This window comes from Mycobacterium aquaticum, assembly GCF_002086485.1.
GTDB lineage: Bacteria > Actinomycetota > Actinomycetes > Mycobacteriales > Mycobacteriaceae > Mycobacterium > Mycobacterium aquaticum.
In genome coordinates this window covers 23,590-36,716 of the sequence record NZ_MVHF01000047.1, presented here as the reverse complement: position 1 = coordinate 36,716, position 13,127 = coordinate 23,590, and the positions used below count along the sequence as shown (strand labels likewise).

The following is a 13,127-nucleotide window of genomic DNA, read 5'->3' as shown; positions in this document are numbered from 1 at the left end:
GCGTCGTGGAGCGTATTCCATTCGTCGACTTGGCGTCGGTCAACGGCGCCATGCGCTGCGAATTCGAGATCGCCTGGAAAACGGTGCTCGGCCATGGGCGCTTCGTGAGCGGTCCCGAGGTGGAGGAGTTCGAATCAAGCTTCGCCGAATTTTGTGAGACAAAGGCGTGCGTCGGTGTGGCGAGCGGCACCGACGCGCTCGTGATGATCCTCGCCGGCCTGGGAATCGGACCTGGCGACGAGGTGATCGTCCCGACCAACACCTTCGTCGCCACTGCAGAAGCGGTGTGCCTGGTTGGCGCACGGCCACGGTTTGTCGATGTACTGGCGGATACGCTGCTGATCGATCCCGACGCGGTGGTGGCCGCCATAGGCCCAGCCACGGCTGCCGTCATCGCGGTTCATCTGTTCGGTCAGACGGCCGACGTCGATGCCCTGGTGCCCGTGGCGCGACGGCACGGCATCGCCCTGATCGAGGACGCCGCGCAAGCGCACGGAGCGCGACTGCGGGGGCGGCGAGCCGGCAGCCTCGGTGACGCCGCTGCATTCAGCTTCTACCCCGGTAAGAACCTGGGGGCGTTGGGCGATGGCGGAGCGGTTGTCACCGGGGACACCAATCTCGCAGCGAAGATCCGGCTGCGGCAGGACCACGGCCGGTCCGTCGCCGACCGACATCTACATGAGGTGCTCGGCTGCAACAGTCGGTTGGACACGTTGCAGGCGGCCATCTTGTCGATCAAGCTCGCGGACCTGGACAATGCGAATGCCGCACGCAGGCACGCGATGGACCAATACCGTCGGCAACTTCCGGAGTGGGTACGGCCTGTCGCGACTCATCCCGACGCCGAATCCGTTCACCACCTTGCAGTGGTTCGGGTCGAAGACCGGGCCGCCACGACGGCCGAACTTGACCGTCACGGGATCGGCTGGGGGCTTCATTACCCAATCCCATGCCACCGGCAGCCCGCTTTCCGCGAGTTCGCAGATGACTTGCCCATCGCCGAAGAGGCTGCGCGCCAGATCCTTTCGGTCCCCATGTTCGCGACGCTCACCGACGCACAAGTGAGCCGGATATGCGAAGTACTGTCGAAAGCACCGATGTGATCCACGCGAGCGGACGAGGTCCGGAGTCCGCAGATCAGCCCTACCCCAGGCGATTGTGGTTCGACTTCTGGGGACCCTTCGAGACGGTCGATTCAGACGACCGCGCCATTGCTCAACTCAGCCTTGCAGGAAATTGCCATGATTCGCTCTGATTCTCGGCCTACGTCCGTGAGCATCCGGGAGATCGCCCGGTGGTGGCCGCTGGTGGTCGCCGTGACCCTGATCGCCGTCTGCGGCGGCGTCTGGTCGTCAAGCCGACATGTCAGCACGTATACGGCGACCACCCGAGTCGTTCTCGCCACCCTTCCGCAGTGGGAGGACACCTTTATCGGCACCAGCCTGCTCCATGAGTCTGGAGATGTCGAGCGCACGACCGCCACCGCGGCGGCGATCCTGAGCTCCCGTCGAGCCGCCACCTTGGCGGCTGAATACCTGGGCGGGGACTGGACTCCCGATTCGGTGGCCGAGGCCGTCAAAGTAGCGCCCCTGCAGGATGCGAATGTCATCGAGATCGTCGCCAAAGCGCGGCAGCCTGCTCTGGCGGCGAAGATCGCCGAGGGATACGCCAAAGCGACGATGCAGGACAGGTGGCGAACGATTTCCGCCGAACTCGACAAGCGAATCGCTGCGATGAGTGCGGAAATCGCGGCCGGGCCGCCGGACAGTTCTCACGTCAGGGACGCCTACACGGCGCTACGGACAATACAGCTGATCCGCAGCGGCGACTTCGACCCGACCATGAAGATCGACTCAACCAGCGCCCCAGTAGAAGTCGCCCAAATGTCGACCATGTCGACCGCCGCGGTCGCGGCGGCCGGCGGGCTCTGTGTCGGGGTCTTCGCGGCCATAGGTGCCGCACTGTTGCGACGCCGCATGGGACAGCCGGCTGCGAGCTCGCCACAACACTCCGCGGCCGCCGCGGGACTTTCGTCCAATCGGGGTCGTTGACCTGATGGCCACCCTCGTGGCGATAGTCCACTCGCTGGAATCACCTGGGTCACGGGTGGCATGAGCGGGGTCGCCCATGAGGCACGCTCCGCGCAGATCGGGCAGAGTATAGGCAGCTCGACGTGGTGGATGACGGCGAGCAACGTAATCGCGCAAGCCTTTGCGTACGGCTCGCTGCTGCTGCTCACGCGATGGCTGTCACCGGCGAGCTTCGGCACCGTCTCGGTGGGCGCAGCGCTTGTCTATCTCGGTGTGTTGCTCGTCGACCGAGGCACATGGGGCTCGATCGTTGTGCAGCACAACCTGAGTCGAGCCGGTTTGGTGCGCGCGTTTCAGCGCTGTCTGTTGGTGGCCATCGTGTTGGCCGTCATCATGGCTGCGTCAGCCAACGCTGTGGTGGACAAGTTCGCCAGCAATGGCGATGCGAAAGCGGTTGCGGTACTGGCGCTGTGCTTACCACTACACGCAATTGCCGTCGTGCCGACGGCATTGCTGCAGAAGTCCATGCGATTTCGCCCGCTCGGCGCCCTGACCCTCGGCGCGAATGCGCTGTCAGCGGTCGTCGCCGTCGGTATGGCGCTGGGAGGTTTCGGTGTGTGGGCGCTCGTCGCGCGCCAACTCGTCCTGTTCGGAATGCTGGCCGTGCTCGCATCGGTTCTGTGCCTGCCTGCACTCAGAGCTCAGTGTTCGGGTCATGACCCCGTTCATGACGAAGAACCTGCCGAGGTCGGAAGTCGCTGGTTCTTCCTCTACTCGCTTGCGTACGTGCTGAATAGCAATATCCCGTACTTTGTGGTCGGCCGCTCCGGTGATGCGGCACTCGTGGGCCTGTACTCGGTAGCCTGCACTATCGCGTTGGCCCCGTCGACTCAAATTGCCGGACAGGTGGGCAAGGTGTTGTTTGCGGCGACAGCCTCACAGCCCGATACGTGCAGAGAACGCACAGAGCAATCGGTGCAGTTGATGTCGATAGTGATGTTGCCACTGCTGCCGATCGGGGTTTTGACCGCACCAACAATCCTGCCTGCTGCATTTGGAGCGGAGTGGAAGCCGATGGTGTCCGCATTCCAGATTCTGTTGGTAGTGGGCGTCTGTCAAGCAGTCGTCGATTGTATTGTCGAGCCGATCACGGGTACCGGCCATATATCGCTACGTGCAAAGGCGATGGTCGCGCAGTGTCTGACAACGGTATTGGCGCTCGGGATCCTTGTGCCACTCGCCGGGATCCGGGGCGCCGCTGCGGCGCAGCTGCTGGCATTCGTGCCAATCGCCGCGGTGTTGACGGTAGCCGGAACACACCGTGCGGGCACGACGCCACGGGCGTTGTGGGGCAGGCTGCGTCCCGTCGCGGCCGGCCTGAGCCTGCAGCTCATCGTGACCTTCAGTGTTCTCATCGTTCTGATCGCTTGCGGCGCCGGCAATTCCGTCTCCGCATGCGTCGCTGCGGCAGTCGGCTATCTCGCATGTGTCCCGGTGTTGCTGCCAACCCTCCTACGGATGCGGTCATGATCGCGCAGCTCGGCCCCGGCCTGGCCAAGGCGTGGCAACCCGCGACGACAGCCGTGTTGCGGTGCTACGTCGTCACTGCCTGCGTGATGGCCTTGGCGTTCGGGATCCTTCTCCCTGTCGAACCGTACGTGGCCGTCGCGTGGTTACTGACGATCCTGGTTGCGCTCGCAGGTCCGCTGTGGGTGGTCGCGGCAATTGTAGGTATCACTGTCTTGGTCCCGTTCCAGGTGCAGGACATGTTCTCGGTCGTCGGCGGACGCGGCAGCCACAGTCTGCTCATAGTGGACGCGCTGCTGCTGGTCGGTCTCCTGAGGGTCGGCTGGTGCGTTGTTCGTGGACGGCTGCGGATGGATCTACCGCTGCTCTTTGGCGTTGGCCTCGCGGGGATTTGCGCTGTCCAGTTCTTTTGGGGTGTCCGTCACGGCGCGGACGTCAGCACGGCGGGCTACGAAACCCGCCGCGCAGTGCTCGGAGTCGGTACTTTCGTCATTGCGTGGCCGCTGGTCAATGAGGAACCGGCACGCAGGCAACTTGCCCGGCTACTCGTCGCGATGGGGTTGGTCCTAGGGCTGTGGGGCCTCGCGCAGTGGCTGTTCTCCGCCGGTTTCTCGCAGGTGGGCGATTTTGGCGTGCGCATCAGCCATGTACATTCGTCGCCTCAGCTGCAGGGCGGAATGTTCGCCTATCCGGTCGCGGTGGCTCTGGCCTGGGCGGCGTTGATCTCCGGTCAGGTGCGCAGGCCCGCTGTCAAATGGCTTCTCGCGACGGTCCTCTTTCTGAACGTGGTGTGCATCGTGTTGACGTTCGAACGGACGACTTGGCTTGCGACGGGTATTGCCTGCTTGTTTGTGTCGGCGAAGTCCGGGGCGCGCGGGCGGTTACTGGCATTCAGATGGATCGGGATCGGCTTGGGTGTCATGGCCGCTGCCGCCGTCCTCAAACCGGGTGCGGCACACACCGCATTGGTGCGGTTGATGTCCGCGGACAAGTTGGCCGTTGACAAATCAGTGCTGTACCGGATCTACGAGTCGCACGCGGCTGCCCAGGCGATCGCCGCACGGCCCTTCACGGGCGGTGGATTCGGTGCCACGCTGACGTGGGGGGTCAAGGGCCGGGTGACAACGGCTACAACGCCGTTCGTGCACAACGGCTATTTCTGGCTTGCGTTGAAGGTCGGCATACCGGTCGCCGCGATCATCGTGTTGGTGGTGATCATTGCGGTTCTGCGCCGCTGCCCACGGGAAGACAGCGTGGAATGGCGGACGCTGCGGACGGGCAGCCAAGCGTCAGTGCTCACGGTCCTGATCACCCTTGTGACCTTCGCGCCCTTCAATTCCGCGTTCACAGCGGCGATCGGCCTCATGGTCGCGATCTGCTACTCGCGCACCATTCCGGCCGACGCTGTGAATACGGGCCTTGGTGCATCGGCGTGGTTGGCCGAGGACGTGACAGAACCCAGGTCTAGTCGGGAGGACGGATGCTCATGAGCCCAGCAGGCTCTTGTCGATACGAACGACCGCACGCACATGCCAGGGTGTCGCCGAGCCTCATTCCACACTCGCACGCCCAACCGATCAGGCGTCCCGGATTGCCGACGACAAATCCGTGCGCAGGCACGTCCCGTGTCACGACGGCTCCGGCCGCGATGAATGCGTGTGGGCCGATCGTGGATCCACAGACCACGACGACACCGGCTCCCAATGTGGCACCGGTCCTGACGATGGTCGGAAGGAACTCGTCGCGGCCACGCTTCATGGCCGCCCTGGGGCGCAGGTCGTTGGTGAACACGACTGCCGGTCCAAGGAATACGTCGTCTTCGACGGTCACGCCGTCGAACAACAGGACCCGGTTCTTCACCGTGACCCGATCGCCGAGCGTGACACCATATTCCACGTATGCGTGGTCGCAGATATTGCAGTCACGACCGATTTTCGCGCCGGGGAGCACATGTGCGAATGCCCAGATCCGCGTGCCTGCGCCGACATCGCCGCTCTCGCACAGCCCCTGCGGGTGGACGAAGACTGGGTTCGATACAACCGGCTTCATGTCAAGAGTATTGCCGGAATCAGCTCGTCGGGGCGACACGACCGACCAGTTGGGTCTCAGCCCGCAGATATTCGGTGAGCCCATACAGTTTTCGCTCACAAGGATCGACCATGTCCAGGCGTGACTGCTCGGGCAGCGGATGGGAGCGCCTGGCGCGCCGGACCGCTGATGTATTGATCGCGGGATCCGCTCTGATCGTTCTCTTCCCGCTGATGGTGATCATCGGCGTCGTGATCAGATTGACCAGCCCGGGTCCGGCCCTGTTCACCCAGCCTCGGGTGGGACTCGGTCGAGAGCCGTTCTGCTTCTACAAGTTCCGAACCATGCGCGTGGGCGGCGACGACACCGCACTGCGCGAGACAATCGCTCGTGACCTGCGGGGCGAAGACACTTCCAGCCGCGGCAGCCGCAAGCTCGACGGCGACCCCCGCATCACCCCGTTTGGTTCGATCTTGCGTCGGACGAGTCTGGACGAACTGCCACAGCTGATCAACGTACTGCGTGGCGACATGACTTTGGTCGGGCCACGGCCATGCCTGGTGTGGACCGCTGACATGTTCCCGAGCGAGTTCGATGCGCGGTTCGATGTTCCCCCCGGCCTGACAGGGCTGTGGCAGGTCAGCGGCCGCAGCACGCTCGGCACACTGGACATGCTTCGCCTGGACATCGACTACGTGCGGCAGCGATCGCTGCGCGGCGACGTGGCGATCCTGGCGCGGACGCTGCCCGTCATACTCCGTGGCGATGGTGCGAGGTGAGTGACATCGAGCCCGACATCAACCCCGCTTCGGTGTGCCTTGCGCCCCGTACCGACCCGACGAGGGTTGCGGTCTGCATTGCTACCTATCGTCGCTCACAGGGCCTGCGGCGCCTGCTGCGCAGCTTGAACGAGTTGTCGTTCCCTCACTCGCGCATGCTGAAAATCGAGATCGTCGTGGTCGACAACGATCCCGCCGGCTCCGCCCGCAGCCTGTGCGCCGACGCAGCCGCGTGGGTGAAGTGGCCGCTTCACTATCTGCACGAGCCGCGACGTGGCATATCGCAGGTGCGCAACTGCGCGGTGGCGTTCTCCCGAACTGTTGCGGAGTTCACCGCGTTCATCGATGACGACGAGGTCGCGACAACCAACTGGCTCGATGAGCTGCTGTACGTCCAAGCGGCATACGACGCCGATGCGGTTCTCGGGCCCGCGGTTCGAATCTTCGAGGGACCAGCGCCGGAGTGGGCGACCCGGGGGAAGTACTTCGAGGGGCAGCGCCACTCAACGGGCGATCTCATAGAGCACGGCGGAATCGGAAACGCGCTGATAAACAACCGCGTTTTTACCGATGCGCAAGCTCCTTTCGATGAACGTCTGGGGCTCTCCGGTGGCGAAGACACGCTGTTCTTCCTGCGCCTTGCACGGTTGAATCGCAAGCTGGTCTGGGCTGACGACGCTGTCATCCACGAGTTCGTTCCCTGCGACCGCACGCGTGTCAGATGGGTATTGAAGCGGGTATATCGAACCGCGAACACCTGGAGCTTCTGCGAGCGGGAGCTGCAACCGTCGACGCGCACTCTGGCGGTGCGGGCGGCGAAGGGCCTTGTCCGGGTGGGGATGGGACTGCTCATGCTCCCGCTCGGCCTGCTGCTGGGCCGGCATGTTCTGGTGAGGGCATTGTGGTACGTCAGTTACGGTCTCGGGAATCTCACCGGCCTCCTCGGTCTGCGTTATGACGCCTATCGGAACGCCGGACCGCGCTGAGCCCGCCCCTGGGCTGCAGACCGTCGGCGTCGGCGGTCCAGAGAAGGATGATGGCGAGCTCACGCCTTCCCGCCCGTTTGTCTCGGTCCTGATCGCCACCTACAACCACGCGGCTTACCTCGCCGAGACGCTCGACTCCGTTGCGCGGCAAACCTTTACCGACTACGAGATCGTGGTGGTGGACGACGGTTCGACCGACGGTACCGATGAGATCGTGTCCGCCTGGTCCGCCGAGTACGCGCGAGCGCACGACAATGCCATGCGGGTGACGCGCATCGACAACAGCGGGCAATCGGCCGCGATAGAACATGGCTTCGGTTTGTGCACAGGCGACTACATCGCACTGCTCGACTCGGATGACCGCTGGGAGCCGAACAAACTGGCCGCGGTCAACGAGGCCGTCCGCGAGTGTCCGGAAGCGGGAATGGTCGTGCATCCACTCCACGTCATCGATACGCTTGGTCGCCGAACGGGGGACACGAGGCCGCTGCGGGCCCGGTTGTCGGAGGGCGACCTGCGTGATCACGTCCGCCGGACGGGGCGTCAGATCGCCCCTGCCACTTCAGGTGTCGTCATCCGATCGGATGTCTTTGCACAACTCCTGCCGATGCCGACGCGCCGTTTTCGTAGCGCCGCCGACGCGTACCTGACGCTCGGCGCCACCCTCGCCGCTCCTGTCCGTGCGATTCACGAGCCGCTCGGCGAGTACCGGATGCATCCGGACTCGATGTACCTCCGACGCACGATTTCACCCGAAGGCCTGCGTACCACGGTGGAGATGCAACGGGCCATCGCGCGCCACCTCGGCATCGAAGCGGCCGCCGAGAAGAACCCGCACTTCATGCGGCATGCGTTCGCTCTGGCAGTCTTCGAGGAAAGTTGGTCGAACCGCTGGCGACAATTCCGCCGGTTGATCGCGGCGACGCTGACCGATCAGGCGCACCGGCCGCTCGACCGACTGATCTTCAGCGCCTACTGGACCGTCTGTTTACTCGCTCCTGCCGGCGTTTTCGCGCGGCTGTGGCGGTTTTTCCAGATCCGGCACATCGGCACGAACCGCATCCCAGACGCAGCCAGAATCTCCGTCCATGGTGAACCCAGTGCCCACTGATGTGCAGGACCGCCGCCTACGAACGGGAGCACTCATCGCCGAGAAACTGTCGCGACTCGTCGTCGCGTCTTTGCTTATCGTGCTCATTACCGGTTGGAATTCGAAACCTCTTCAACCTCCTCGCACCTACTTCGCGACCCTTGCTTCGGGCGAGTGCACGCGATTGGGTGACTGTGCCGTCGCGACCGGATTGCCGCGACCAGATGGCGATTGCACGGCCAGTGTCGCGTCGACGACATCGGAACCGCGGCCGGACAACAACACCGCCAACCACACGCCGGGGCCGGCTGACGTTGCCTGGGGGCCGTGGCAGAGTGGCGAGTACTGGGAGAACGCAAACGCCAACTTCGAGAAGGTAACTGGTGATTTCACGGGCGTCACCACGCAGATTTTTCAGTGGGCCGCCTGCAAGTGGGGTATCGATGAGGACACCATCCGGGCGGTGGCGGTCAAGGAGTCGAAATGGCATCAGAGCGCCCAGAGCGATCTCGCGAATGGCTGCTATCACTCATTCGGCGTCATGCAGATACGCGATTCCCCGAATGAGGTGTGCCCGATCAACCACTCGGGGTGGGGTGGCATGCCTGACACCATGCTGTCCACCGCGTTGAACGCCGACGTGTATGCCGCCAATATGAGAAGTTGCTACGACGGCGACTACTACGACGGCGGCCCATGGCTTTATGGCGGCAAAACGATCAGCCAGATCGCCGATGAGCACGGCTGGGACTACGCCTTCTGGGGGTGCATCGGGTCGTCCACGGGTGGGTGGTACACGGCTGACGCACAGGCCTATATCGATGACGTGAAGGCGAATCGGGCAGACCAGCCTTGGACGAAGGCCGGTTTCTGACATGCCTCCCACCAAGCGTCGACACGGTGCCCGACTCCTCCCACCCGAGATTGCCGAGGGCCGATGAAACTGCCGCCACGCGTCAACAACGTCACCACACGTCATCTGCCGGTCAAGCTGATCCGGAGTCGACTCCAGCGACCCGTCGCGAGCATCACCTTCGATGACTTCCCCAGGTCGGCGTGGATCGAAGGCTCCCGCGTGCTGCAACGGCACAATGCCCGGGCCACGTATTACACGGCCGGGCGGTTCTGTGGCCAGTTCGAGGATGGTTTGGAGTATTACACCACCGAAGATCTGCGGCAGATTCACGACACGGGACACGAGATCGGTTGTCACACCTATTCGCACCGATATGGCACCGACGTGGATTCCGCGGCGCTGCATGCGGATTCCAACCACAATCAGGCCTTCATCAACGAGGTTTTGGGGGACTACCGATTAACCAGCTTCGCCTATCCCTATGGCGACGCTTCCCCGCGGACAAAGCTGCTGTTTTCACGCCGCTTTGCAACCACCCGGGGGATCCGGCCTGGGGTGAATGCGGGACTGGTCGACCTCGCCCAGCTCAAGGCCATCGGGGTGGAGTACCGGAGTTGGGATCGTGCTGCCATCGAAAGCGCAGTCGCGCAGGCGGTCCGGCGAATTGGCTGGATTGTTTTCTTCACCCACGATGTCAGTGACAGCCCGACTCCATACGGTGCGACGCCCGACATGTTGGACTATGCGCTGAGCTGCGTGCGCGCTGTCGGCATTGACATATTGCCGGTCAAGGATGCGCTCGCCAGAACCGCTTTCGGGTGAGTTCACGTCCGGCGCGGCCAGGCCGGGACGACTGTTGGAGCCGGAACGGCGGGGCGGTGCCGATCCGCTCGACCCTGCTGCAGGCCGCTGCGTGCAAGATGTGCGCATCGAGGTCATCGACTGTGGCCGTGATGGCGACCCCGAGGCGACAGAGGTCGCGGGCCAGTTGGTGCTGGTGGTCGTCGACGCACTCGCCGTGGGCGGCCTCCCGCGGCACCAACACGGGCAGTCGGCCGGCGTCGAGCGAGGCCAGGGCGGTGCCGACACCGCAATGGCCGATGACGAGGTCGGCTCGGGCGATGGCGGCGGCCAGCTCCGGCGCAGGCACTTCGGTCCGAGCACGGATCGGAAGTCCCGTCACGTCGGTGCAGCCGGTCTGCCACAGCACGTCGGCGTCGGCGGGGAGAATCGTCACCAGACGTTCCAGCAGTCGTCGAAACGAGTAGAGCCGTGTGGTGCCCAGCGTCACCACCACATTGCGGATGGGTGTCGGCTCACCGCAGGCCTGCGCGGGTAGGGCGCGGAAACCCTCGAACACCGAGCCGCGGTACATCCAGCGACCGGTGGCCCGTTGCGGGTACTGCGTGTAGAGGTGAACGCCGGGGAAGTGTTGCAAGACCCGGCCGGTGAGGCCCGCTCCCGAGACGTGGGCGGCCGATTCGATGAAGTGACACGGGATCCCATGGGCGGCGGCGATCGGGATGACGCCGAGCGCGATCCCCGAGCCGGTGGTTACGACGGCGGTGACGCGATGCCGACGGAGGATGCGCCAGGTCTCCCGACCCGTCCGGATGACGCCACGCCAGTCGCGGGGGTGTACCGGACTGACCCAGATGACGCGTTCGCCCTCGAGTACGGAAGCCGTTTGCGCATTGCACCACGTCATCCACAGGGGCTCGGCATCGAGCCCGGCTCGCTGCGCGATCAGATGCAGCTCGACAAGGTGCCCGCCGACTGTCGTCGGCAGGAGCACTGTCACCGGCCGTCTCCCGGTGCACATCGGTGATGCCGGTGGCGCTCGGCGTCGGTTGTTTGCCCGAACAAACGAGTGCTCCAGCCATATTCACGCACCGCGATACCCACGGTCATGAACGAGCCGCACGAGTACACGCGTAGTGGTAGTAGGGCGTGAACCACATCGGCTTCGGATCCGGCCGCGCTCCGCTGATGATGTCGGCAACCTCGAACCCGGCCGCGGACAGTTGGGGTTTCAGCGTCGCAGGTGTGGAGACATAGGTCCAGATGCCCCCGTACTCCGGATCCCACGTGTAGCCCTCGCCCGTCCTGAAACAGCCCGCCCGCATCGTCCTCGCGGCCAACGGCACTGACCGCACACCCGCCCGTCCGATGCGCAAGACGCCTCGAAATACGCTCGCGTCTCTCAGTCTTGGCGCGAAGGCGAGGTGTCGTGCGTTGTGGGACGAAAAGATGAACTTGCCGCCAGCGACGAGGACCCGGGCAACTTCGGACAAGCAGCGCGACCGTCCCTCGGCAGTGAGGTAATCGATGCCGTTGAACGAAAAGACCACCGCGTCGAAGTCTTCGTCAGGAAAGCGGCTCAAATCGGAGGCGTCGCAGAGTTCGAAGCGCTCGTTGGGGTAGCGCGCCATGCAAGCGCGGACCATGGCCTCGGAGATGTCGACGCCGACGTACCGAGCAGCCGACTCCGCAAGGTAGGCGGTGGTTCTGCCGCCGCCGACACCCAAGTCGAGGATCGACATGCCAGGGATCAAATGACGACCGAACAGGTCACGCTCCGCCTCGCGCAATTCGAAGTCACGCGAATACTGGCTGACCACGCTCGGCTCGCTGAAACGATCGATGTCGCCAATTTTGCTGATTTGTCGAAGTTTGATCGCGCACCTCCCGGGAGTTCGGCGACTCGTGGTTTCTTTGGTCTACCGTGTGCCAAGACGCTGAGCCACGCGCAGTCCGTCGCGCACGCGGCGAACTGCAGCGTGAGCCTGGGAGTGGCGGCGGAGCCACGGTTTGAGCTGATGGTCTGGCAGATACCGGACGCGCTGCAATGCTCCCATCGCGAATGACCGGTCAACAGAACCTTCGGCAATTGCGATCTCGCCGTTTGCGAGCGAATCCTTGTAGCGCATTTCCCCCTTCCCGAGATCGATATGGCGAATGCCGTCGCCGGCCGCCGCCTCGGCCATGAGGAAGAACATCAGTATCCCCGGAGAGTGCTTGGTGAACTCCGGGTCATACGCGGGAAACCATGATGTGAGCACCGAGCCGGAGCGCATTCCAAAGTGCCCGGCGATGGGGTTACCGTCCGCGCGCAGGACTGACAGTGTGCCGACACAACCAGGCTCACGGGTTGCGAACAAGTCGCTCATGAGACCGGTCATCGGCGCATCGGCAAACTTGTCGGGCTGCCCGGTCCGAAGCCACTGAGCTGACTTCCAACGCATGACCTTTCGGAGCAAGGCCGGATCCCGGCTGTCGTACACGAAATCGAGCGCGCCGATTTCGCGTTCCAGCTTTCGGCGCTTCCGCCACGTGGTCTGAACCACGTTGCATCGCTCCGATTTTCGCCGGGACAGATAATCCTCGTAGCCGTGGCTCAAGTCGATGATCGGCGACCGGACCGCGCGGTGGTGAAACGGCGCGAAGGGACGTTGATCCGCCAGCAGGTGATCGAACTGCCACACGGTGAGATCTGATTTTCCGAGTAACTCTCGCGCGTCCCACACAAGATCCGGTTCGTGGATCAAGCCCTGACAGTCGGAGAATCCCATGCCGATGGCCGAGCCGATTCCCAGTGCTCGCCGCTCATGGGGGAAAAACCCCACGATGCGCTGCCCGTCTCGGAGTACTGCCACGCGGGCGCCGGCTCGCATCGTGGCCACCGCGATTGTGAAGTCGGGTGAGAGGAAGGGGCTTTGCAGGGCCGGGGTTCGCGCCTGCATATCGCGCCAGGCCGAAATCTCACAGGGGCCGAGTTCGTCGGGACGAATCACCGTAATGCGCGTCATGGCTGCACCGGTCGGCCTGGCG

13 protein-coding genes are annotated in these 13,127 nt (G+C 64.0%); 9 read left to right on the top strand and 4 right to left on the bottom strand.

All coding sequences use genetic code 11. From position 1 onward, the window contains the following. The first annotated feature begins 5 nt into the window (after window positions 1-5). The 4 genes from BST13_RS31175 (at window position 6) to BST13_RS31160 (ending at window position 5,047) form a co-directional block, all read left to right on the top strand. Entirely contained in the window at window positions 6-1,103 is a 1,098-nt protein-coding gene (locus BST13_RS31175) for a DegT/DnrJ/EryC1/StrS family aminotransferase (RefSeq protein ID WP_245839874.1), read from the top strand. A 168-nt stretch (window positions 1,104-1,271) separates the two neighbouring features. Next, the gene (locus BST13_RS31170; RefSeq protein ID WP_158087223.1) at window positions 1,272-2,051 is read left to right on the top strand and encodes a YveK family protein; all 780 of its coding nucleotides are present in this window, start codon (window positions 1,272-1,274) and stop codon (window positions 2,049-2,051) included. Between the two features lie 60 nt (window positions 2,052-2,111). Then, complete coding sequence (locus BST13_RS31165; RefSeq protein WP_083169023.1) at window positions 2,112-3,560, top strand: oligosaccharide flippase family protein; 1,449 nt, start codon at window positions 2,112-2,114, stop codon at window positions 3,558-3,560. Next, window positions 3,557-5,047 carry an O-antigen ligase family protein gene (locus BST13_RS31160; RefSeq protein WP_158087222.1) on the top strand — a complete coding sequence of 497 codons (1,491 nt, stop codon included), beginning with the start codon at window positions 3,557-3,559 and terminating at the stop codon, window positions 5,045-5,047. The genes BST13_RS31165 and BST13_RS31160 overlap by 4 nt, the downstream gene beginning before the upstream one ends. On the opposite strand, the gene BST13_RS40235 is transcribed toward BST13_RS31160, so the two are convergent. Continuing rightward, window positions 5,022-5,606: an acyltransferase gene (locus tag BST13_RS40235; RefSeq protein WP_083169020.1), complete on the bottom strand. Its 585-nt coding sequence runs from the start codon at window positions 5,604-5,606 to the stop codon at window positions 5,022-5,024. The two genes, BST13_RS31160 and BST13_RS40235, sit on opposite strands and share 26 nt — an antisense overlap. 110 nt (window positions 5,607-5,716) lie before the next feature. On the opposite strand from BST13_RS40235, the gene BST13_RS31150 reads away from it, so the two are divergent. The 5 genes from BST13_RS31150 (at window position 5,717) to BST13_RS31130 (ending at window position 10,118) form a co-directional block, all read left to right on the top strand. Then, window positions 5,717-6,364, top strand: coding sequence for a sugar transferase (locus BST13_RS31150; protein ID WP_083169019.1), 648 nt, complete (start codon window positions 5,717-5,719; stop codon window positions 6,362-6,364). After that, window positions 6,361-7,350, top strand: coding sequence for a glycosyltransferase family 2 protein (locus BST13_RS31145; RefSeq protein ID WP_158087221.1), 990 nt, complete (start codon window positions 6,361-6,363; stop codon window positions 7,348-7,350). Before BST13_RS31150 ends, BST13_RS31145 begins: the two co-directional genes overlap by 4 nt. Further along, window positions 7,319-8,461, top strand: coding sequence for a glycosyltransferase family 2 protein (locus tag BST13_RS31140; protein ID WP_083169016.1), 1,143 nt, complete (start codon window positions 7,319-7,321; stop codon window positions 8,459-8,461). The genes BST13_RS31145 and BST13_RS31140 overlap by 32 nt, the downstream gene beginning before the upstream one ends. Continuing rightward, a complete protein-coding gene (locus BST13_RS31135; protein ID WP_158087220.1) occupies window positions 8,451-9,314 on the top strand; it encodes a transglycosylase SLT domain-containing protein in 864 nt (287 codons plus the stop codon). The genes BST13_RS31140 and BST13_RS31135 overlap by 11 nt, the downstream gene beginning before the upstream one ends. A 63-nt stretch (window positions 9,315-9,377) precedes the next feature. Continuing rightward, window positions 9,378-10,118 (top strand): polysaccharide deacetylase family protein, encoded by a 741-nt coding sequence (locus tag BST13_RS31130; RefSeq protein ID WP_083169013.1) that lies wholly within the window; start codon window positions 9,378-9,380, stop codon window positions 10,116-10,118. Here the strand turns inward: BST13_RS31130 and BST13_RS31125 are convergent. The 3 genes from BST13_RS31125 to BST13_RS31115 all read right to left on the bottom strand — a co-directional run bounded on the left by BST13_RS31125 (window position 10,084) and on the right by BST13_RS31115 (window position 13,105). After that, window positions 10,084-11,097: a glycosyltransferase gene (locus BST13_RS31125; RefSeq protein ID WP_083169011.1), complete on the bottom strand. Its 1,014-nt coding sequence runs from the start codon at window positions 11,095-11,097 to the stop codon at window positions 10,084-10,086. The genes BST13_RS31130 and BST13_RS31125 overlap by 35 nt on opposite strands. A 106-nt stretch (window positions 11,098-11,203) precedes the next feature. Beyond that, window positions 11,204-11,917 carry a class I SAM-dependent methyltransferase gene (locus BST13_RS31120; protein ID WP_083169010.1) on the bottom strand — a complete coding sequence of 238 codons (714 nt, stop codon included), beginning with the start codon at window positions 11,915-11,917 and terminating at the stop codon, window positions 11,204-11,206. A 99-nt stretch (window positions 11,918-12,016) separates the two neighbouring features. Continuing rightward, window positions 12,017-13,105 carry a GNAT family N-acetyltransferase gene (locus BST13_RS31115; protein WP_083169008.1) on the bottom strand — a complete coding sequence of 363 codons (1,089 nt, stop codon included), beginning with the start codon at window positions 13,103-13,105 and terminating at the stop codon, window positions 12,017-12,019. Window positions 13,106-13,127 lie beyond the last annotated feature (22 nt).

Bases quoted from the DNA above. Each gene is read 5' to 3' on its own strand.
- BST13_RS31160 (WP_158087222.1), top strand. From the start codon at position 3,557: ATGATCGCGCAGCTCGGCCCCGGCCTGGCCAAGGCGTGGCAACCCGCG.
- BST13_RS31115 (WP_083169008.1), bottom strand. From the start codon at position 13,105: ATGACGCGCATTACGGTGATTCGTCCCGACGAACTCGGCCCCTGTGAG.
- BST13_RS31130 (WP_083169013.1), top strand. From the start codon at position 9,378: ATGAAACTGCCGCCACGCGTCAACAACGTCACCACACGTCATCTGCCG.
- BST13_RS31150 (WP_083169019.1), top strand. From the start codon at position 5,717: ATGTCCAGGCGTGACTGCTCGGGCAGCGGATGGGAGCGCCTGGCGCGC.
- BST13_RS31165 (WP_083169023.1), top strand. From the start codon at position 2,112: ATGAGCGGGGTCGCCCATGAGGCACGCTCCGCGCAGATCGGGCAGAGT.
- BST13_RS40235 (WP_083169020.1), bottom strand. From the start codon at position 5,606: ATGAAGCCGGTTGTATCGAACCCAGTCTTCGTCCACCCGCAGGGGCTG.
- BST13_RS31140 (WP_083169016.1), top strand. From the start codon at position 7,319: ATGACGCCTATCGGAACGCCGGACCGCGCTGAGCCCGCCCCTGGGCTG.